Annotated in this window: 11 protein-coding genes and 1 pseudogene; 1 reads left to right on the top strand and 11 read right to left on the bottom strand. The window is 36.9% G+C overall.

Annotated features, from left to right (window positions below; genetic code table 11):
• Positions 1–11: 11 nt before the first annotated feature.
• Positions 12–2,048: a M13 family metallopeptidase gene (locus tag GKD17_RS03850; RefSeq protein WP_008675020.1), complete on the bottom strand. Its 2,037-nt coding sequence runs from the start codon at positions 2,046–2,048 to the stop codon at positions 12–14.
• A gap of 23 nt (positions 2,049–2,071) precedes the next feature.
• The gene (locus GKD17_RS03845; protein ID WP_007836721.1) at positions 2,072–4,015 is read right to left on the bottom strand and encodes an ABC-F family ATP-binding cassette domain-containing protein; all 1,944 of its coding nucleotides are present in this window, start codon (positions 4,013–4,015) and stop codon (positions 2,072–2,074) included.
• 470 nt (positions 4,016–4,485) lie between these two features.
• Between GKD17_RS03845 and GKD17_RS23845 the strand changes: the two are divergent.
• A pseudogene (locus GKD17_RS23845) lies at positions 4,486–4,842 on the top strand (transposase); the annotation flags it as partial.
• Positions 4,843–4,973: 131 nt separating this feature from the next.
• Here GKD17_RS23845 and GKD17_RS03835 read toward each other — a convergent pair.
• The 9 genes from GKD17_RS03835 to GKD17_RS03795 all read right to left on the bottom strand — a co-directional run bounded on the left by GKD17_RS03835 (position 4,974) and on the right by GKD17_RS03795 (position 22,750).
• A complete protein-coding gene (locus tag GKD17_RS03835; RefSeq protein ID WP_007836720.1) occupies positions 4,974–7,409 on the bottom strand; it encodes a glycoside hydrolase family 127 protein in 2,436 nt (811 codons plus the stop codon).
• A gap of 43 nt (positions 7,410–7,452) precedes the next feature.
• Positions 7,453–9,081 carry a RagB/SusD family nutrient uptake outer membrane protein gene (locus tag GKD17_RS03830; RefSeq protein ID WP_007836714.1) on the bottom strand — a complete coding sequence of 543 codons (1,629 nt, stop codon included), beginning with the start codon at positions 9,079–9,081 and terminating at the stop codon, positions 7,453–7,455.
• Positions 9,082–9,086: 5 nt separating this feature from the next.
• A complete protein-coding gene (locus GKD17_RS03825; RefSeq protein WP_007836712.1) occupies positions 9,087–12,293 on the bottom strand; it encodes a SusC/RagA family TonB-linked outer membrane protein in 3,207 nt (1,068 codons plus the stop codon).
• A 229-nt stretch (positions 12,294–12,522) separates the two neighbouring features.
• Positions 12,523–13,539: a FecR family protein gene (locus GKD17_RS03820; protein ID WP_007836710.1), complete on the bottom strand. Its 1,017-nt coding sequence runs from the start codon at positions 13,537–13,539 to the stop codon at positions 12,523–12,525.
• 71 nt (positions 13,540–13,610) lie between these two features.
• Positions 13,611–14,201 (bottom strand): RNA polymerase sigma-70 factor, encoded by a 591-nt coding sequence (locus tag GKD17_RS03815; protein WP_007836709.1) that lies wholly within the window; start codon positions 14,199–14,201, stop codon positions 13,611–13,613.
• A 175-nt stretch (positions 14,202–14,376) separates the two neighbouring features.
• Complete coding sequence (locus GKD17_RS03810) at positions 14,377–16,269, bottom strand: pectinesterase family protein (RefSeq protein ID WP_007853279.1); 1,893 nt, start codon at positions 16,267–16,269, stop codon at positions 14,377–14,379.
• A 277-nt stretch (positions 16,270–16,546) separates the two neighbouring features.
• The gene (locus tag GKD17_RS03805; protein WP_007836707.1) at positions 16,547–17,398 is read right to left on the bottom strand and encodes an SGNH/GDSL hydrolase family protein; all 852 of its coding nucleotides are present in this window, start codon (positions 17,396–17,398) and stop codon (positions 16,547–16,549) included.
• Between the two features lie 600 nt (positions 17,399–17,998).
• The gene (locus GKD17_RS03800; protein WP_007836705.1) at positions 17,999–19,507 is read right to left on the bottom strand and encodes a SusD/RagB family nutrient-binding outer membrane lipoprotein; all 1,509 of its coding nucleotides are present in this window, start codon (positions 19,505–19,507) and stop codon (positions 17,999–18,001) included.
• 21 nt (positions 19,508–19,528) lie between these two features.
• Positions 19,529–22,750 (bottom strand): SusC/RagA family TonB-linked outer membrane protein, encoded by a 3,222-nt coding sequence (locus GKD17_RS03795; protein ID WP_007836703.1) that lies wholly within the window; start codon positions 22,748–22,750, stop codon positions 19,529–19,531.
• Between the last annotated feature and the right edge of the window lie 227 nt (positions 22,751–22,977).

Raw genomic sequence — 22,977 nt, 5'->3', positions numbered from 1 at the left:
ATGTATAAAGCTTACCAAATAGAGACACGTTTTTCAGGAGCCAAATACATAGGATCCCCCTCTTTAATGCCAAAAGCATCATACCATGCACCAATTTGAGGGAGTGCTCCGTTCACACGCCATCTGCCCAATGAATGTGGATCAGACTTTGTTTGCAAACGAATCTGCTCGTCGCGGATATTGCCAGCCCACACTCCGGCGTATGACAAGAAGAAGCGCTGTTCCGGAGTAAATCCGTCTTCTACTGGTAGCGGAGCATCTTTTGTCGCATTCTTGAACGCTTGGAAAGAAACCTGCAAACCACCATGGTCGGCTATATTCTCACCTAAAGTCAAAGAACCGTTGGCATTGAGTCCCGGCAAAACCTGAATGCTATCAAAGAAATTCACCATTACCTGAGCACGTTCTTCAAAACGTTTGGCATCTTCGGCTGTCCACCAATCTTTCAAATTACCATCCTTATCGAACTGACGTCCCTGATCATCGAATCCATGAGTCATTTCATGACCGATAACCACGCCAATAGCTCCATAATTAAATGCATCATCAGCATTCATGTCAAAAAACGGATATTGAAGAATACCTGCCGGAAAACAAATCTCATTCGTGGTCGGATTATAATATGCATTGACAGTCTGCGGAGTCATTCCCCATTCATCTCTGTCAACCGGCTTGCCTGCCTTGGACAACATATAATCCAGTTCGAATTCTGTAGCACGCTTCACATTGGCCCAATAAGAATCTTTTTCAATATTCAAACCGGTATAATCCCTCCACTTATCAGGATAGCCTACCTTTACATAAAAAGAATTCAACTTCTCAATAGCTTTAATCTTTGTGCTGTCACCCATCCATTCCAAATTCCGGATACGTTCTCCCAATGCGGTCTGCAGATTCTTTACCAACTGCACCATACGTTCTTTTGCGGCTGCCGGAAAATATTTCTCCACATACATCTGACCTACCGCTTCACCCAGTACCCCATTCACAGTACTTACGGCACGCTTCCAACGAGGTTGGTTAGCCTGTTTACCGGATAGTGTTTTTCCATAAAAATCAAAGTTTTGTGCTACCAAATCATCACTCAAGTAACCGGCAGCCCTGTCTATCAGATTCCATTGCATATAAGCGATCTGATTTTCAACCGGCAAGCTATTGATAATTTTCTCAACCTCTTTAATCGGCTCCACTTGAGAAACACTCAGTTCAGTCACCCCTTTCACGCCTATACCATTCAAGAAAGCATCCCAGTCAATGCCCGGAATCTCTTTCTTTAATTCATCCAAAGACATTTTATGATAATTGGCCGCAGGGTTACGCTGTTCCACCGCACTGAAAGAAGCTTTTGCAATACGGGTTTCGATATCCATTACAGCCTCCATTTTCTTTTTAGCGGCAGCCTCATCAAAACCAGCCAATTGGAACATCTTTACAATATGTTCTTTATACTTATTACGGATATTGGTAGTCACATCATCATTGTCCAAATAATATTCTCTTTCACCCAGACTGATACCCCCTTGATACAATTGAAACAAATTGCTCTTGCTGTCCATGATATCGGCACCCACATAGAAACTGAAATAAGGGAATACACCGCTATGAGCCAGTTCCGCCATCAAAGGAACTATTTCCGATTTATCCTTCACTGAAGCAATCTTTTCCAAATCAGCTTGAATAGGAGTTACTCCATCCGCATTCAGTTTCACACTATCCATAGCCAGATTATAGATATCCCCTATTTTCTGACCTATTGTACCTTGCGCATTCTGTCCGGCAGCAATTTCCACAATCAATCCTTTCAGTTGTTCCCGGTTATTTTCGGCAAGCATATCGAATGAGCCAAAACGGGAATATTCATTGGTCAGAGGGTGTTTCTTCATCCATCCGCCACAAGCATACTGATAAAAATCAGCTCCTTGAACAGCCGTAGTGTCCAAATTTGTCAAGTCTATACCCGAAGTCATGACGGCTTCCTTTTTACTGTCGCATCCGGCAGCTACTGCCAGAGCCAATACAGCCATTGGTAAATAATGTTTTGCTTTCATTTGTTCTATATATATGATACATATTAACTTCCCTGCATCTCTTCTAATTCCATAGAAACGGCCTCCCATTCTTCTACCGTCTGATCCAAGTCCTTTTTCAGTTTCTGATGCTTTTCATACAAAGCCATATCCGATGCACCTTCGGGAGTAGCCATATCGGCTTCCACCCCGCTAATCTCAGTTTCCAGCTTTTCTATTTTTTGTTCACAATCCGCAATTCGTTTCTCCAATTTACGAATTTTCTTATTCAATTCCTTTTGCGCCTCATAAGATAATTTGTTCTCACTGACCGTTTCGGGTTCTTCCTTTTTAGTGGCAGACACAGTAGGAGAAGCCGAAAGCTGCAACTCATTCAGACTCTCTATTTTCTTTTTCTGTAAAAAATCATAAATGCCGCCAATGTGTTCTTTTACTACTCCACCTCCAAATTCATAAACTTTGGTCACCAGTCCATCCAAGAACTCACGGTCATGAGAAACAACAATCACCGTTCCATCAAATTCCTTGATAGCTTCTTTCAATACATCCTTTGAGCGCATATCCAGATGGTTGGTAGGTTCGTCCAAAATAAGGAAATTCACCGGTTCTAACAAAAGTTTTATCATGGCAAGACGACTCCGCTCCCCACCCGACAGTACCTTTACTTTTTTATCAGAAGCCTCACCTCCAAACATGAATGCTCCCAGAATATCACGAATTTTTAAACGAATATCCCCTTTTGCCACATAATCAATCGTATCAAAAACACTCAGATTTTCATCCAGCATCTGAGCCTGATTCTGAGCAAAATAACCAATCTGTACGTTGTGCCCGATGGTCAGTTTACCTTCGTATGGGATTTCGTCCATTATACATTTCACCAAAGTGGACTTACCTTCCCCGTTCTTTCCGACAAAAGCCACCTTCTCACCTCTATTAATAGTCAAAGTCACATCGTGGAAAACAAGATGACTGCCGTATACTTTCTTCACCCCGTCACAAATGACCGGATAATTGCCGGAACGCATGGCAGGCGGAAACTTCAACCGTAAGGCTGAATTATCTTCATCATCAATTTCAATAGGAACTATTTTTTCCAATTGCTTGATGCGGCTCTGCACCTGGACAGCCTTGGTAGCCTTATAACGGAAACGCTCTATGAAATCTTCCGTATCCTGAATTTGCTTCTGCTGGTTCTCGTATGCACGCAATTGCTGCTCACGACGCTCTTTGCGCAATACCACAAACTCATCGTAAGCCACTTTATAATCATAGATATGCCCGCAAGATATTTCAATCGTACGATTGGTCACATTATTAATAAATGCGCGGTCGTGACTCACCAATACAACGGCCCCCGCACTTGTCTTCAAAAAGTTTTCCAACCATTGAATGCTTTCTATATCCAGATGATTGGTAGGCTCGTCCAACAGCAACACATCGGGCCGTCGCAACAACAACTTGGCCAACTCTATACGCATACGCCAACCACCACTGAACTCGGATGTAGGACGGTTAAAATCTTCCCGGTTAAATCCTAACCCCATCAATGTACGTTCTATCTCAGCCGTATAATTGGTACCTCCCATCATCAGAAAGCGTTCATTGTCATGTGTGAATTTCTCAATCAGTTTATGATAGTTTTCTGAATCATAGTCTGTTCTATCCGCCAATTCCTGATTCATTCTCTCAATACTAGCCTGCAAGTCAAAGATATGTTCAAAAGCCATCTCCGCCTCTTCCATCACAGTATGTTTATCACTCAGAATCATGACTTGAGGCAGATAGCCTATCGTCACATCACGCGGAACAGAAACACTACCTGAAGTAGGCGCCTGTATTCCTGCCAATATTTTAAGCATAGTAGACTTACCGGCCCCATTCTTCCCGACCAGCGCAATACGATCTCTCTTATTGATAACGTATGACACGTCCTCAAACAGAGGCGTTACTCCAAACTCTACTTTCAAATTATCTACTGAAACCATTCGTTTTTATCCTTTTGCAAAAGTGGCAACAAATATACGGTTTTATATGTAAAAAAGATAAAATACAAGTAAATAAAAAAGGCCCTTATCCTTAACAAATAGGATAAAAGTATTAAAACGTGTTAGAGAACATATTTTTTTAGTTGTTTTATTTGCAAAATTCACTAAAGTCCGTACCTTTGCAATGTGTTTTTCATAGTATTAGATTTAAGGTTAACAAAGGTTGGAGCAAGGCGTTGCTCCTTTTTTTATGTCTACATTTTCGAGAAGAGATTTTTTCACTTTATACTTTACTCCTGCTAATTTCAAACTAGAACTTAATGACTAACTTCCTCGGAGAGCTAAATAACGACTTCACCATTTGTTGGTAACATCGTAAGCTCCCAAGAGTCTGTGCAAAACCTTAGAAGCTATATTTAATTGTCACCTATTTTTTATATATTTATGGAAAGAAACTAGACAACATATCTATAAACTACATAGTAGGAGAAAACAGAAATCAAATTCAAATGATACCTCTCGACCAATTGATTGCTCCAAATTCTTGGGCAAGGATTATCAATTTATTTATGGATATCTTGCCTATAAATGAGCTTGGGGTTAAACATGTCAAACTTCAATAAAAGGAGCCTACCGTATAATCCTGCAACATTACTAAAATTGTATTTATATGGTTATAAGTATTCAATAAGGTCATCAAGAAAACTGGAGTACTCCTGTAAGGTAAATGTGGAATTATGATAGCTATTAGGAGGCTTAACGCCCTCTTTTCGGACAATCGCTTATTTCAAAAAAATAATGCGAAGGCTTTTAGAAAAATCTTTAAATAGAATCATAAATTGAGGACCAAACCTCAAATATCTAGGAATGGTCCTCGATCTATTCGAACTTCAATACTTAAATAAAACCTCTGCCTTTTTAACAAACATCTCTTATAAAACTCTTTTTTTCATTGAATTTACTTGAGATCCATTTCTGAATTTGATGGCAATATACGAATATCAAAAATATCTCCTGTCATATTCTTTAATCTAGCGGCAATTTTCAATGTTATATTTTTCTTACCACGGGTCAATTCAAAAGGAATAGGAATATATTTTGCATAATTCTTCGTGACCAACCCTTCATCACCTAGACTACGCACAAATGATTTAATCACCTGTCCATCTATCAACAAATCAAAAGCAAATTCATCCTGATCATTCCCCCGAAACGCAATATAAAGTGTCTGCTCCTTATCTGGAAGTGATGCTAAATTATACATAAAATATCCTCCATTGACTGCACGACGCCATGATGAAATATAATCATATTTTCCTGTAATATTACTCACCTGCTCTATCTTGTGCATTCGTTCAGAATCAGTATCTCCTATACAAATAGCATCTACATTTATCGTTCCTAAATTTTGATTCATATTGACATAATAGCTACCATCCCAAACTGTTTTTATATACTCTTCTTTGTCATCAACATGAATCATGTAAATAGCATATCGACTAAAATTTATCCTATTGTAAGGAACCAATTTTACAGATTTTCCTTCTTTCGGATTATAGATAAATAATAATTCCTTCCCAACTACTCGTCTGATATTACCTTTTATTTCATTCAATGTTCCAAACAAAACAGGAGTATCTGACATAGGAATCATTACATTACTAACAGTTTTACGCTCATGTCGGAATTCTTCTTTCCCAATATTAGTATTGTCTATTTTAGTCGCTAACACAATAGGCCCGTAAGTCATAGCAAGATATCTTTCACTATTTTTTAAAGGTACAATTTCTAATAGAGGTGTAAATGTCACTTTAATTTCATCCCCATCTGACCATTCACGTGATATTGTAACATAACCTTTTTCTGATTTTATGCCTTTCACAATTTTATTATTTACTCTCACAACCATACTTTTATTTTTGATCCAAAAGGGGATCCGTATTTTTAAATCTATTTGTTGTGTAGATGAAGACTTTATAGTAAGTAATGTCTGATCTTCGTCAGGAAAATTAGTAGATTGAGTAATCATAATGTTCTTTTCATTCCAGTCCAACGTTGATGCTATAAACATATTTACATAAAGTGAATTATCTTTATGTGCATAAATCATTTTCGCAAACTTTGCTGGAGCTTCAAATCCCGTACCTGTACAACACCAAAATGAATGATACCTTGTTCCATATATTTTATAATGACCAGGCCGCATAGGAGTATAATAAACACACATTCCTTCTTCCGGGTCATAATTAGCTAAAATATGATTATAAAGTACACGTTCATAATAATCAATCCTATCTACTCTGCCATCAGTTTGATAAAGACTTTCAGTCAATCGCATCATATTAACTGAGTTACATGATTCTGGACCACCATATTGTGGTATTTTCTTTTCAAACATACTTTCCTCGAAAAAATGCTCTCCAGTACTATTTCCACCATTTATCCATGTATGCTTTTGAACAACAATATCCCAAAAACGAGTAGCAGCATCATTGTAAGCCTTATTATTCGTATATCGATAAACTGCATTAAAACCTGTAAATTTAGGTATTTGTGTATTAGCATGCCAACCATTCAGTATATCCTCTCCTTTGGAAAGAGGTACCCACATATCCTCATCATTTAATTTTTTAGCCCATTCTAAATATTTCTTATCTCCAGTTATCTTATATACGTCTATATAAGATTCATTAATAGATCCATGTTCACATACCAACATTTTTTGAATGTTCTCATGATTCAATTTATCTAATACCTCATAACCAAACCAATCTGCCATTCCCATTAATATTCTTTTAGCATCTTGTATATGACATCGCTTATAAACTCCATAAAGTCCTAGCATAATTTTATTCATAATATACACAGGTTCCCAAGTTTGGTTGATTAGAGGATTGGATGTCGTAAAATCTCCATCAATCATATCTTCAAACACTTGCTTACCATTAACAGTAGCTAATAAATAACCATCTCCATGAGCTTTTTGACAAAGCAGTAACTCATTGACAATATAATTTAATCTATCAAGAATCATTTTATCATTTGTTGTCTGATACATCATAGACATGGAGGACATATAAAAACCAAGAATATGTCCAGCTAATGGTCCGCCTCCCCACACATCTTCTGATTCCCAAAAAGGATAGGGTTGAGCTTTAGGAGTCAATCCTGCCTCACGTCTAAACCAAGATAACAATCTATCTGGCTCCAACGTTAAAAGATATTGATGATCTAAATCCTGAATATGCTTAAAGTACTTGTCCGTAATTCGAACCTCACTCAATGAAAAAAGATCTATTCTATTTTTAGATAAAGGCTTAGTAGTTCCCCACATATAAACATTTGATATGCAGGACATCACAATTACAAACAATAATATTTTATATTTTTTCATGTCAATATTTATTATATATTTTCAAGTTGAGAACAAAAATCAATTACTTTTGCAAATAATTCGGATTTTGAGTTAATTTTGGATTTGAAGTTAAAACAACCTCTGGTATAGGGAAAACACTACGGTAATCTCCTTTAGGCTTATGTGACAACCAACTTTTTTTAGTAAACAAACCAAAACGAATCATGTCCCTTCTTCGGTGAGCCTCCCAAACAAATTCCCACCCCAACTCATCATACAATCGTCCGAACTCAACCGGGTCTTGATTACCTGGATCTACAATATGATATTTCTCTACATAACCATATTGATAAATAGAATTAGCTTTAAGTTGCTCATCCGTAACCATTATTTTTTCTGGATGATCTCTAAAAGCTCGTTCCCTAACCTGAGAAACCAAAGCACCAGCCCCCGGCTGCCCCGTTCGCAGTAAACACTCTGCTTTCATCATCAACACCTCAGCAAAACGGAAAAAAGGGAAATCAGTATCAGAAGAAGAAGGAGTCTGAGGAGCGACCTCAAATTTATTCATGCGCCACCCCTCAAATTCTTTTACATAACTAGCATCAGGTATCTCTTTTACAATGATAAAATCCTCACCTATATTATCATAAATCCCCTTTAGTATTTCACCGTTACTACTATATTGTGCTCCTCTAAGCCATGTATCATCTATACGACTATCATCTTCATCATAAGTATCAGCAAACTGAGTTATTGCCATTGTTGTTCCACTTCCCCAAGGAGTTGCTTCCAAATTAAATTTATCTTTTAACTGAGCTTGCCAAGAACGCATATGCATATCATTTCCTGTTGCAATAATTTTATCATAAGGTACTGCTAAAATAATTTCTTTTGAAGACTCAACTCCAGATGATCTGAATGAATCTTTAAAATTTTGAGAGAGCATACAAGGGCTATTATTGATTATATCGTTACATTGTACAATACAATCCTCCCAATGAGCCGTTCCTGTATACACTTCAGCGTTCAAATACACATTCGCCAACAATGTCTTTGCCGCCCATTTATTAAATCGTCCATACATAGCACCTCCTTGCTCCTCGCTTAAATAAGGTATAACTTCAATCAGTTCTTTTACTATAAAATCAAAGATTTCCTTACGAGAACTTTTTTCTGGCATTTCATCTGATGTAGTAATTACCAAAGGAGCATCTCCAAAATTATCACATATCAACCAATAATAAAAAGCTCTAGCTGCTCTTAGTTCCATTATTCCTTGTTCCTTTGCCTCCAAAGAAGGAGCGGGTACTTTACCACTCTCAATCAATTCTATAGAATAATTAGCAAATAAAGCTCCCCGATACATCCAATCCCAAAATTCTTTAATATTAGCCAGCTCAGAATTCCAATCATGATAATGAAAATGCATATATTGGCCACCATCATACCAACCTGTGGCAGTAGGAGGAGATACTATTGCATCTCCAGTCACTTCATTCGCTGTCCAAAATCCCGTATGGCTAAACACTCCACGTAAAGGTGAATATACACTTGAAACCACAGATTTAAAATCTTTTACCGTATATTCATAACTATCCTGTGTTATTGAAGAATATACTTTTTCTGTTAAATCATTACTACAACATGACATTATTCCCGCCAAGCTTATAGAAGTAACTATACCTACTATCTTATTTATTGTTTTCATAATATTTAGAATTTAAATGACATACCAATTGTATAAGTTCTAGCCGAAGGATATCTATAACGATTATCTATACCTGGATACATTCCGTTTACAGGAGTTTCCGGATCTATACCACTATATCCAGTAATAACAGCAAGATTAGAAACAGAACCAAAAAAACGAATATTTTTCAACCAATTCCATCTTGTATTCCAAGTATAGCCTAAAGTCAGATTATCAATCTTCCAATAGTCACCATTTTCAATATGATAACTTACGTAAGCCAGTGGTTGATCTACAGCAAGAGGACGTTTCCCAAAGACAGGATCAAAAGCTTTCTCCATTACATTCCATCCTGCAGTAAACATAGCAGGTACCCCATGAAAAGCAGCAGCCGAATTCCATATTTGAAAACCAAAAGCCCCACGCATTGTAAGACTTAAATCAAAATTTTTATATCCAAAAGTGTTATTCCAATTCACATAATGTTTCGGCAAGCCATTACCTAATACTTTTTTATCAGAAGGAAGCGCATCATTTATAGATTTTGGGGTTCCATCTTCACCCTCTATTATCCAATGCCCATCATCATCTATATCAATAGACTTATATCCCCAAAAATTACCGAAAGGTTGCCCCTCTTGTATTCTGTGTGTTGCCTGCCACATAGGAGATCCCGTTGTCCCCGTATCTAAATATGTACTTGCAACAAATTTACCAGAAAGTGTCACTAATTTATTTGCATTACTAGAATAGTTTATATTTGTTACCCATTGAAAATCTTTTGTTGAAACAGGCGTTACCTGTATAGAAACTTCTACCCCTGTATTACGTATAGACCCTCCGTTAGCTTGTATTGTAGGAAATAAATATGGAGGTGAAGGAACATTATATTCCCAAATCAAATCCTTAGTCGTTCTTCTATAAAAGTCAATGCTTCCGGTTAACCGATTATCAAAAAAGCCAACATCTAGGCCAACATTAAGTTCCTCTTTCTTTTCCCAACGGAGATCTGGATTCGTATTGGAACTAGGATGAACAGACTTAATCCAAGTGCCATCATAATATGCATAATCATTAAAATTAATCGAACGAAGAGACATATAAGGAGAATATGGTTCCGTACCTGTAATACCAAATCCCGCACGTATTTTCAATGCAGAAAGAGATGACACATCCTTTAGAAAATTCTCTTCCACTATATTCCATGCTACAGATACAGCTGGAAAAGTTCCCCACTTATAATTCTTACCAAATTTAGTAGATCCCTCCTGTCTTATACTAGCAGATAAAATGTATTTTCCTTTATAATTATAATTCAAACGAGCAAAATAAGCAATCAACAAATTCTCCCTTTTCTCCGAATCTTCATTAGCTTTTCCATCACGTAAAGCTTGACCTTCACTCATATTATTATATGTATAATCATCTGAAGGAAAATCCCAATTTTGCATCCAATAATCTTCATACCCACTTTTCATCCAACTATACCCTCCCAACAAAGTAAAATTATGATCTTTAAATAATGTCTTATTGTATTGAACTGTCAATTCAGATAATGTTTCATATGTAGATTGTGTACCACGAGATGCATATCCATTCTTACCATTTTTAGTAGTTGAAGAATGTTGCTTCGTTTCATAATATCCTCGGATCTGATTAAAAATATTTTTAGATGCAGTATATTTAATATTTAATCCTGCAATAGGAGTAAATGCCAAATTAGCAAACATTCTTAAAGCAGTTTCCTTATTCTCTCCCTCTGTTTCCCATAAAAGAGCCAACGGATTTAAATAATCATTAATAGGTCTCTCTTTCCAATTTCCATTTTCATCTCTAACAGGATCTGTAGGATTAAATTGAATCGCTCCTGCATAAACATCTGTTTTATATCCACCACCATCTGCACCATCAAAATATTTTTTTAGAGAACCATTCAACCCTGCATTAATACGCAATTTATCATTAAACATGCGATGAGTAACCTCAATGCGTGGATAAATGATCTGGTTGTCCGAACGTTGAATTATACCCTCCAAACTCCTATATTCAAGACTTGCCAAATAATTAGTTGTCTGACTTCCTCCTCTTAAACTTACATTATATACTTGTGAAATAGGAGTACGAGTTATTTCATCCAACCAATCCACATCACCACCATAATCAGTCGCACCACCATACCCTCCTTGAGCTACTTTCTCACGATATTGACCTGCTGTCATCATTGGCAACTTTTTCACGATCTGTTGAATAGAAATATAAGCATTCACATCTACTGTTGTTGGCATTTCCCCATTTACATGTTTTGTAGTAATAAGAATAACTCCATTAGTACCACGTGTACCATAAATAGCTGCTGCCGAACCATCTTTTAATACATCTATTTGTGCTATCTCATCAGGAGAAACAGAATTTAATGCTCCAGGAATTCCATCTATGAGAATTAACGGAGTGGTGTTTTGCCCTAATGTTGTGATACCACGCAAAGATAATTGGGAAGAAGAAAGAGGATTGGCATCTGGGGTTATAACAGCTAGTCCCGGAACTTGTCCACGAATCATCTGAGCAGCATCTGGAGAAGGGACCTTCAAAAAATTCTCTGATTTTACAGTGGCAATAGAACTAGCGACCTCCCCTTTCCGCTGTGTTCCATAACCAATAACAACAACTTCATCTAATAATTCAGAATCTTCTTTCAAAATAACTGATAAAGCCTTACCTCCCTTCTGTACTTTCAACTGTTGAGATTTAAATCCAATATATGATATATCTAATAAGGCATTTTCCTGAACTTCCAGCATAAAAATTCCATCAATATCTGTAATAGTACCATTTGAAGTCCCTTTTTCTTTAACTGTTGCTCCAACCACAGGGGCTCCATTTACATCTTTTACAATACCACTAATTTTAATTTTTTGTTCATTCGCTACTTTTAGTTCCTGAATTCTTTTAATAACAATATTCTTCCCTTGTATTTCATAAGAAACATTTTGTCCTTTCAAAATCTGATTAATAGCTTCATCCAATTGATTAGCATCTATTGTTACCATCTTCCGAATATCCAAATCTCCAGCAATATACACAAATGAGAAACCACTTTTAGTTTGTAATTCCATCATCGCCTTTTTCACTGAAACATCATTCATTTTCAACGATATAAGTTGAGAGTACACACTTAAATTTAGGCATAATACAGCCCCGACCATCAAGATGGCCCTCCTTTTGTAATTCATAAATTTAGAATTTAAAAAATTAAAAACTTTTGTAGGAAGGCGATTTTAAGAAATATTTTTATTACTTTTGTCACATTCCTCAAAAAAGATCTCACATTTGACATTTTGAGGGAATAATATGGAAGCCGGGAGATTTCGCAGATCTTCCGACTTTTTTATATCCAGTCTTCCCACCCTTATTTTACGTACTTCTATTCATAGTTCTTTTTATTTAAGATTAGACAAATAGTTAATATAAAATTATTTCTTTATCATTTAAAGTATAATGTACCTTTTCCGTTGCTGATAATGCCTCCAGAATATCTCTAACACTTTGACCGTTTTTATTAAAATTTCCATAAAAACGAATTTTTTTTAAAGCATCATTAGCAAATTTAATTCGAACGCCATAATTACGTTCCAATATTTGTGCTACTTCTGGTAAAGGTATTTCATCAAAGAAAAGTCTACCGGTTATCCATTCTATATTTATTCCATCCCTTTTCCATTCTTTTTTCATAGTCTTTACTCTTTTATCTAATATCACCTGTTCATTAGGTAATAATAATAATTCCTCCTCTCTCTGAAGCTGATTATTTAAAACAATTCTTCCTTCTAACAGAGACACAACAACTTCTTTATCTTCAGGATAATCTCTAAAATTAAATTTAGTTCCAAGTACTCTTACTTGTAACTCTTTTGTTTTCACATAAAAAGGCATTTCAATATTACGAGCAACCTCAAAATAACCTTCACCTTGTAACTCAACATCACGATTGTATACTCCAAAATTTTGTGGATAAATAATACGTGATCCAGCATTAAGTATCACTATAGTACCATCTGGCAAACGGAGTCTTGTTTGTGATCCTATAGGTGTTTCCACCTCTATCCCCGTTTCCGTTAAAACATTTTTAAGATTACTTTTACCCCTCCAATACGAGAAATAAGAGATAAAACCTATTATTGATATAAAAGCCACATATTTATAGACTATTTTCCATCTTAGCCTCTTCCTCATCATCTTGTTCTTTTGATATGTATCCACCCGTTTCCTAAATAACTGGAAAGCCTCATCTTTATTATATATAGAGTTTTTCATATCACTTATGGCAGAAAACCAAATTTCTTGCCGCTGCATAAAATACTTTTCATTTTCCACAGACGCAGCTATCCACTCCTTCAGTTCATGCACAGCATTTCCATCCAACTCATTACTTAAATAGGATACTATTAATTCATCAATATGTTCTTTTTCTGCTTTCATCTTTGTTGTTTCTAAAATGAAGACGATTTATTTTAAATACAGGGTAGTCCTAAAAGAAACTTTTTTCTGTTTCAACACGAAAAAAATAAAATCAAAGCAATTAAATATTTGCTCAATTCAGTCTGAAGGAAAGATAATGCATTCTTTATATGATACTTAACCGTATTTATAGAAATACCTAATTCCTGAGAAATTTCTTCATATTTTTTCTCCTCAAATCTGCTTTTTTCAAAAACACATCTACATTCAATCGGTAGTTTGTCTATTGCCATACGGATTTCATGCTCCAATTCACGTTCCAATAATATTCCCAAAGGATAATTATCTGACTGCAAATACTTTTCTTCAGACATCTCTTCCGGTACTAGAACTGAAAATGAAATTTCCTTTTTTTCAGATCCAGATTTCAGATAGTCTATACAACGATTACGAACGGCCTTTATCAGATAACTTCTAATAGAAATAGTAATGTTTAAAGTTTCTCTGATTTCCCAAAGGTGAAAAATTACATCTCCGACTATAGTTTCCGATAAAAAATTATCGTTCAAATATTGATTTGCTACATGACATAAAAGAACATAATGATAATCATAGATGTATTTATAAGCATCTTCGTTGCCATTTTTCAGTTGTTCTACTATCAGTTTCTCTGTGTTTTCCATTTTATTTCTTTTGGAAAAGGAATAAAGTTAACGGGAACAAATTTAGAAATTAATTCTGAGTAACCTTATAAAAGTGCAAAAAACAAATCCGTTAATCTTATTATCACACCTTAAATGGTTACAATAAAGACTAACGGATTTCCCTATTCTAGTTTTACAAACTATATCCAACACCTCAGATAAAACGAATCTGAATCATCCCTCCATAAGGATTAAAATCGAAAAGAATCTTATCAGCATCCTTCTTTAGAAAAAGCTTTTTCCCATCTTGCCTAATCTCCGAAACTCTATTTCCCACAGATTTCAATACCATAGTCAGTGGTTCCGTAAATAATTGTGCATTCATATCCAAATGAGGAGTTATGTTATAGCCGTTTTCTTTTTCTAGCACATTCAAGCGAATTTTTTCTCGTTCTTTTGTATAGGCAGCCACCTCTCTAAATGTACCCACCCATATTTTATTTTCCAGAGCCTTTACCTTACTAAAATGTTCCCACAATATTTCGGGATTCAGAAAAGCATCATATCCTTGCGATATTCCATGTATCATTGCCACTCCCCATCTACCGGAGTTTACCAAGCTTTCCACCCATTTATCTAAAGACTCAGGAGTTGATTTCGATTTATCTCCCCCGATGGGATATTGTTCGGTACGTGTACCTACCCTGTTCTTTGAAGTTATTTTTAATATATCACTATTAACAGCATTGAAAGGATAACAGAATGTACGCGGTATTTTTCCTGTTTTCTCATAAAGTATACTGTCATTCTTCTCTACTTCCATTTTTACTTCCTCCAAAGAAACACGCTTTAAATTCGTATGTGACCAGCTATGACTGGATATTTCTTGCCCTTTGTCACTCATCTCTTTAATTTGCGCCCACGACATTCTCGGTTTTCCCTGCATAGCACTTTCATTCTCTATACATTTACCCCATATCCAGAAAGTACCTTTAAAGCCATATTTTTCCAATTTAGGGAAAAGCAACGTATAGTGTTCCTGTAAACCATCATCAAATGTATAACTAATAGCACATACTCTGTCACCCTTATAAGGTGCCACATAAACATCTTGTGTGAACCCGTTATCCCTGATCTCAGCCCCTGTCTGTTTCACCAATTCTATTCGAGGCGATGATTCCGGCATAGAAACATACTCTTCATATACTCCCGGACGGACAAGTATAGATATTGTTTTCTTGCCACCACCAACTGCCGCATTCACTGCTTCCTGAACTGTAAAGAAATCCCCACTCCCATCTTTCGCCACCACATAATCATAACGTCGCACATATTTTGCCAAAGCCGGCACTTCTTCCATCAAAGCGTCCACAACCAACCCGGCAACTATACGTCCACCATATATATTCAAGTGAGTATTGTCAATTTTCCCTTCCGGACAAAATTCATATTGTCCTGCTGGAATCCACATAAACAATTTTCTTGAATTCTCGACTCCCATACCGGTAACCAAGTCATGGGTCAATTTATTCAAATCAATAAAAGGTACATTCATTTCTCCGGCCACCCGACGGGGAGATTCCAGATATTCCCCATGGGTATCAACCAATACCGGACCTTCTTTTTCATAACTACCCTTTATCTCCGTCACACCTTTAGGAGGGAAATTACGACGGACTATAGAATTGAACAGTACAGGATTTCCTCCCTTAGCACGTGTTTCATTCACAAAACGTCTTAAATTATCATCAAAGGTACTTCCGGGTTCTGTATGTAATGTAGCTCTAGGTTTCTCATCATTATGCCCGAACTGAATAAATACATAATCACCTTTATGAATTTTAGAAAGCACTACATCCCAACGTCCTTCATTGATAAAACTGAGTGAACTTCTTCCATTCATAGCGTGATTATCCACCACAACCTCTTCCGTAAAATATCCGGGAAACATTTGTCCCCAACCACGCTCTATATTACCATTCTTCAGACTTTTATTCGCCATAGTGGAATCACCAATCATAAAAATAGTAATGGGTTCTTTTCTCTCAGCAATAAAAGCCGATAACAGGAGTAAAGCACATAAAGCAAGTAATACTTTTAATTTCATGTTTTTCATATACATTTTATAAGTTAAAAGATTCAGGCAAAAGTAAACAAGAACAAGAAAAGAAACCATAAAAAATGATACAAGAATATAGAAATTTGTTCAAAATCAATAGCTCAATTACTCTTTCAGTAAATAAGAACTAATAAAAAAATGTTCAAATAACATTTATTTGCCATTTGAACATTTTTTCAATCCTTCAAAGTTCACATCGAAACATAGGAGGTTCTCCCAAATAAACAAACTCTTCCAAAAAGACAAAAAAATGAATGTCCAACTGTCAGAATGATGCAGGCAAAGAAAGTAATTGATACATCAATGTATGTGCCATACGTTCTTGACCATTGGTATTAGGATGCAAACGATCATACCCCGAATCATAGAAATAAATAAGTTGTTCTTCAATCATCGGATTCATACCTGTAACCGAATTAAAATCTATTACAGGAACTCCCCACAAATTACCTGCTTCCTTAATGGCCTGTACATAAGCATCCACATATTCTCCGCATTTATTCTGATAGCTTTCATCCGGTTGTACATTCTTTTCACCGAATTCCGCTAAAGAACGATGCAATGGGGTCAACAAAACAATTTGTTTATCGGGAAACAATTTTTTCAAATGACTCAAACCAATATTAATACGGCCTTTATACGTATCATTCGTCATTATAGGAACACGCCTTTTACGCGTTTCCAGTTTTTTAGTTTCACCACGGGCAGCCATCACTTGCTCTTCTTTCTCTGCAAACCAAGTCCCGACAGGTACGCTGCTATTAAAATCATTTGTCCCCATCAAAACCACGATGGCATCAACCTCTTCTCCATGCTCCTTTTTCAATTGTTCTGCCTGACGGGGTACATCATTCCATTGACGTCCACTCACTCCATACACATAAGGAGTGATATCCAACCATTCTTTCAAAAAATCCCAATACTTTTTTATGTTATCTCCATAACAATTGGGATCAGTTATCGAGTCTCCTATATAACCAACCTTTTTTCCATACCATGGATGCCGGATATAACCTTTATTACATGATTCTTTTCCACAGAGAGACGTTTCCTGTCCGTGTAACAGCAACGGACACGCTAATAAAAGAGCAAATACAATAAACTGTCTGTTTTTCATAAGCAACTATTATTTTTTCAATCAGTAAAGTGCCATCAAAGATATAAAATAAGAAATAGAAAATAACCATCACAGACTTTTATTTTCGTTTGTCCTCCTCTATCATTCATAAGACAAGAAGTTCGAAAGGTTATAATAAACAAAACTTTACACTTTTAGATCCATTTGTTAACAAGACACGACATATTTATAAAGCATGTTATAAAACGGCGAAATACAGACTAGAAACTTGCTATTATAAATAAAGTCCGTATCTTTGTAGTGTGTTTTTCATAGTATTAGATTTAAGGTTAACAAAAGATTGGCTGTCTGGGATAGATAGCCTTTTTTTATGCTTTAAAACAGGAGAATTTCTTCATAAAAAATTCAATATCCCAACAATCGCTTCTTCAAATTCTACCCAACCGAACACAACAAAAGTCAATAAGAAAAAGCAATACGTATATCTATCCATCGAGGCAATTTATGAACTACCTAGTCTTAACTAACGTTTATCCTATATATTTTTGGATTTATTTCAATAAAAGAAGACACTCTCATCACTGAGAATGTCCCCTATATTTAAACGAAACTTTAAAGAGAATTTATATATTTCAAATCTTATCTTCTATTCCACCATACTCGTTGCTCACGGCTATCATCACCATTCAAATCTGCTTTCACGGCAGCTTCATAATTTTCAAGATTACCTTGATAAATTTCGCTATCAAATTGATGGCGATAAGGAATATGATCAATCGTTGTACAAACCGGACCGACTTCTAGTTTCGGAATATCAAAACGACGCCAGTCAGACCATGCCTCAAAACCATCAGCCATAAAGCCACTAATCCAGCGTTGAAGAGCAATTTTGTTAATTTTATCAGCATCAGTACCTGTATAGGCAACTGCTTCCTGTGCCAAATATTCATCAACACCTTCGGCCCCCCATTGTTCGAACGATGCCTTCACACCAGCTGCATAAAGCTGGGCAGGATCAGCCTGAATCCAGCCACGTTGAGCAGCCTCAGCCTCGATAAGCAACATACGAGCAGCAGTAATAATGGGAAAAGTAGAGGTTACCTGTGTGAGCGAAGGATTATAAAAACAGCAGACTTTGTTCCACGTATTCACATCTGCAGACTCAATACCCAAAGGCATACCTTGGTATTTATCAAAATTCTTCAAGTCTTCATCCGTTACGCCCGCCTCTGCCTGTGTCTTACCGAAAGGAATCAGTGAACAAGTAGAGAACAGACGGTTATCTTTCAACTCCTTCAGCTGATCTACATAATACTTATTAGGGACAAAATTATAATTATTGTTTACACCATTATAATATAAATATCCCACAGTATTGGCCTCAAAAGTATAATTCAAATTATAGGCATTTTCTTCAATACCGCCATCGGCGTAAGCTTGAGCAAAACGCGAGCGTCCTTCGGCAGGATCCACATCTGCCAGTTTTATAGCAAGCATCATACGGGTAGAAGCATTCAGTTTCTTCCATGCACGAATGTCACCATCGAACAGGATGTCGGCTGTACTCAACGAGCCACTTTCATTAAACTGATTATACGCTTCCCTCAAATCGGCATCTAACTTAGCATAAATCGTTTCCTGTGAATCAAATACCGGAGTAAAATTTTCCTCACCTGCCTGAAACGCTTCTGTATAAGGAAGTGGCCCTAGAGCATCTGTAAGGTGCATATAGATGAATCCCATCAATGTACGTGCAACCGCAATCTGATTGGCATTATCACCAAACTGTACAATGGCAGGTTTACCTTTTTCAGCCTCATCACTATTAAAGTCAATAATCTTCTCGCAGTTCTTCAACGGATAAAGATAATAAGAACTTGTACTCATAGTAGGTCCGCCAAACGCACCATACTGATTATTATTTTTCTCGGACATATACCCCGGATACATTTGCGTCCACGGGTAATAATAATTTGAGTTCATAGAGAAGTATTTCACATAAGTACAAGCGTATGTAAACAACATACCAGTATTAGCCTCCGACGGTTCATTGGGATCTTTGTTAATATCGCCAAAGTCAGTCATATCACATGCTGTGAATGTTGCTGCAAAACTCAGAGATAAAAATAATAATTTAATATATTTCATAATGATTCTTCGTTTTATGGTTTAAAAAGCAAGATTAACGGTAAAACCTATCGAACGGGTTGCAGCGGCATTACCACCCTCAAAATATCCCATACCAATTTCAGACACATCCACATTAGGACAAGCTGAATAGATCAACCATGGATTGGAAGCATTAATTGCCACACTGGCACGACTCAAACCGATATTTAGTTTCTTCAAAGTTTGTGACGGGAACACATACGACAATGACACTTCGCGAAGTTTCACGTAAGTACGGTCATACACCCATTCTTCCCATACACGGGAAGCTGTGGTATAATACAGTTTGGCATTGACATAGGTATCTACCTTATTACCATCCTGATCCACACCAGTCATGTGGATACCACCACCTTTGCTTACCGGTTCACGAACATTGACGCCACGGTCATTAAGTTCAGCTGTTTTATCAAGAATACCGCTACTGCTACCCCACATATTAGTATAGGATACAATCTGACCGCCTACAGAGAAATCAATATTAGCCGACAGACGGAAATTCTTAAAACTGATACTAGTATTAAAACCACCTGTGAAATCCGGATGGAAGTTACCCAGTTCATCTAGTGTATTCTGATTGTAAGTAGGTACATATTCACCACCATACAACGCCTTCTGCGAGGCACTCAGTTCATGGAAAATTATATTGCCATTGTCATCACGTTCCCATGTATTACCGGTTATCACACCAAGTGATTTACCAACCATAGCATAATTATACAAACGAGTTGTGAATGAAGTCCAATAAATAGAGTAAGAATCCACCCCATCAGCTAGTTCCACCAGTTTATTGCTATTCTTCGCTATATTGAAATTCATTTCCCATTTCCAGTTCTTAGTGGAAACGGGCATCCCGCCCAAACTCAATTCAACACCCCGATTACGAATTAAACCAGCATTCATCTTACGAGTGGAGTACCCCGATTGTGGAGCAGAGGTTACAGAGATTATCTGATCTTTGTCATCCCGAGTATAATAGTTGAAATCACCCCATAAACGATTATTGAACAAACGGAATTCCGTACCTATTTCATACGAAGTGGAAATAGACGGCTCAATATTATAATTTTTCTGAGAAGAAGGTTCATACATTGTAACATGTGAACCATAACTGGTATCTAGAGAATAAGTAGGATAAATATTATAAGCATCAAGCGTAGTACCTACCTGAGCCGCACTAGCACGCAGTTTCCAGAAATTCAGCCATTCTGCATTCACCCATTTATGAGCAAGGACAGAAGCGGAAAGGCCACCATACCAATAGCTATTGTGATTAGGACTCAACGTAGATGACATATCGTTACGGACAGAAGCATCAAGAAAATAAGTATCATCCCAGCCCATAGTAGCTGTGGCATAAACACTACGTTCCTTGTAATGTGTCTTCTTATTATAGGCCAAGGCAATAGTACCCGATGAAGCAGCCAAATTATAATAATTATCCAAAGACAAGTCATAATTTGTATTGGTATATGCATATAAATTATCGTATGTATAGTCACGTACTTCTGCAAAAAGAGCCGCATCTACCGTTAGTTTGTCTTTAAAGAATGATTGTCCCCAAGTCAAACGTCCTTGTACGGTCAAATCAATTAAACTGCTTTGATCCTGACGATAATTTGACCGGAAATTAATAGATCCTGAAGGGCGTTCGCGTTCCAATTTGTAACCACGTATGTTACCATTTACGCGTACCCCTGCTTTCAAGTTATAAGGAAGGTCCACAGACACATCACCACTGAATACATTCCATTGATAAATGGTGCGATGATTATATTCATGAAACAAAGCATACGGATTATCATGGAATGCAGCACTTTGGTTATTCACACTGTTGATATTCCAAGTCCTCCATGATCCGTCCGGACGTTTATAGTCCTTATAATCTTTTAAATTGACATTGGTCTGTCCCCATTGGGTATATTCCTGCAAAACGGTACGTGAACCGTTATATCCACTTTCGGCAGCATTATGATCTTGACGATAAGTATATTTATAATCCAATGACACATTCATCCACGGTGTGGGTTTGAAATTAGTCTTGAACCCTAAGAAACGGCGAATAGCATCCGAATTGGGTTGCACACCAGTACGATAGCTATTGGTGAAAGAAACACGGGTATTAAAATCTTTCACACTCTTTGAAAACGAAACGTTGGTTGTATTGGTTACACCAGTCCGATAAAGATCTCTCAAATCCAACCCATGTTGCCAAGTGGCTGGTTTTCCATAATAATCACTGGTTTCGTCCAATGATAATGGAGTGACATATTTCACAGCCGGATCGTATGCAGCTCCCCAAGAAGTGTCCTCATTATAATCGTACACATAAGCACCTTGCAAACCGGGAATATCACCACTATACAAATCATAAATATCCTGAGCCCTGTTACCTTTTTCCGTACCTCCATATCCTCCGCCACCATACAGCTTCTGCATATTGAAATGATTATAGTAAGTTTCGGCCTGCAATGTATGACTTACTTCAAGCAACCCTTTCTCACTTTGTCCCGCCTTAGTAGTTATGATGATAGCACCTGCACCACCACGCGAACCATAAAGGGCAGTAGCCGCGGGACCTTTCAATACGTTTATGCTTTCTACATCATCCATATTGATAGAGTTTTTGTTGGTGATAGCACCATCTACCACATAAATAGGTTCATTGGCCGGATTATCCGACTGGGACGAAGAAGGAATGGAACCTGCACCACGCAAAATAATAGTACCTGCATCAAAACCTGAACTAGCACCACCTATAAAACGTGCTCCCGACACTTTACCAGCCATAGCATTACCCAAATCAGTCTGTCGTGAAATAGTCAAATCCTCACCTGCTACCTTTTGTGTAGAATAACCCAACGCTTTTTGTTTACGGTTCAATCCTTGAGCAGTTACAACCACTTCATCCAACACTTTTGTGTCCGACTTCATTGTTACAGTAATAGTACCACGCTGAATTCCAACTCGCTGAGTAATCATACCCAAATAAGAAACAATCAGCGCTTTAGCATCTGCAGGAACATTATTGATAGCAAACTTGCCATCCACATCCGTAATCGCTCCCATAGTAGTCCCTTCCACTAAAACAGACGCACCTATTATCGGCTCACCATCATCCGCTGAAGTTACAACTCCTGCAACTGTTTTAGGCGCTTGAGCCATAGAGAAGCCGATACCCAACCACAGACAAGCTAGTAACATTAACACTTTTTCTTTCATACTCACTCTCTTTTAATTAAACATTATCCAAGTTCTTTTGGAACTCAGTTCTACAAAAGAGGAAAATACAAGAATCCATTTCTTATAAAAAACGTCTAAATCTTAGTCGTTCCAAAGATATTCAACTGTTAAAAGAGTAATTTCACACAGGGAGCTAATAGTTAAAGAAATAAAAAGTAGCAGACTACTTTATTGGGAACAAGATATATAAAGAAGAAAATGATTAC

The organism is Phocaeicola dorei, assembly GCF_013009555.1.
In the GTDB taxonomy this organism is placed as follows: Bacteria; Bacteroidota; Bacteroidia; order Bacteroidales; family Bacteroidaceae; genus Phocaeicola; species Phocaeicola dorei.
This window is presented reverse-complemented; position numbering and strand designations above follow the sequence as displayed.

What these genes read in the sequence shown, in the direction of transcription:
- GKD17_RS03850 (WP_008675020.1), bottom strand. Translation starts at nt 2,048, where the DNA reads ATGAAAGCAAAACATTATTTACCAATGGCTGTATTGGCTCTGGCAGTA.
- GKD17_RS03845 (WP_007836721.1), bottom strand. Translation starts at nt 4,015, where the DNA reads ATGGTTTCAGTAGATAATTTGAAAGTAGAGTTTGGAGTAACGCCTCTG.
- GKD17_RS03835 (WP_007836720.1), bottom strand. Translation starts at nt 7,409, where the DNA reads ATGAAAAAATATAAAATATTATTGTTTGTAATTGTGATGTCCTGCATA.
- GKD17_RS03830 (WP_007836714.1), bottom strand. Translation starts at nt 9,081, where the DNA reads ATGAAAACAATAAATAAGATAGTAGGTATAGTTACTTCTATAAGCTTG.
- GKD17_RS03825 (WP_007836712.1), bottom strand. Translation starts at nt 12,293, where the DNA reads ATGAATTACAAAAGGAGGGCCATCTTGATGGTCGGGGCTGTATTATGC.
- GKD17_RS03820 (WP_007836710.1), bottom strand. Translation starts at nt 13,539, where the DNA reads ATGAAAGCAGAAAAAGAACATATTGATGAATTAATAGTATCCTATTTA.
- GKD17_RS03815 (WP_007836709.1), bottom strand. Translation starts at nt 14,201, where the DNA reads ATGGAAAACACAGAGAAACTGATAGTAGAACAACTGAAAAATGGCAAC.
- GKD17_RS03810 (WP_007853279.1), bottom strand. Translation starts at nt 16,269, where the DNA reads ATGAAATTAAAAGTATTACTTGCTTTATGTGCTTTACTCCTGTTATCG.
- GKD17_RS03805 (WP_007836707.1), bottom strand. Translation starts at nt 17,398, where the DNA reads ATGAAAAACAGACAGTTTATTGTATTTGCTCTTTTATTAGCGTGTCCG.
- GKD17_RS03800 (WP_007836705.1), bottom strand. Translation starts at nt 19,507, where the DNA reads ATGAAATATATTAAATTATTATTTTTATCTCTGAGTTTTGCAGCAACA.
- GKD17_RS03795 (WP_007836703.1), bottom strand. Translation starts at nt 22,750, where the DNA reads ATGAAAGAAAAAGTGTTAATGTTACTAGCTTGTCTGTGGTTGGGTATC.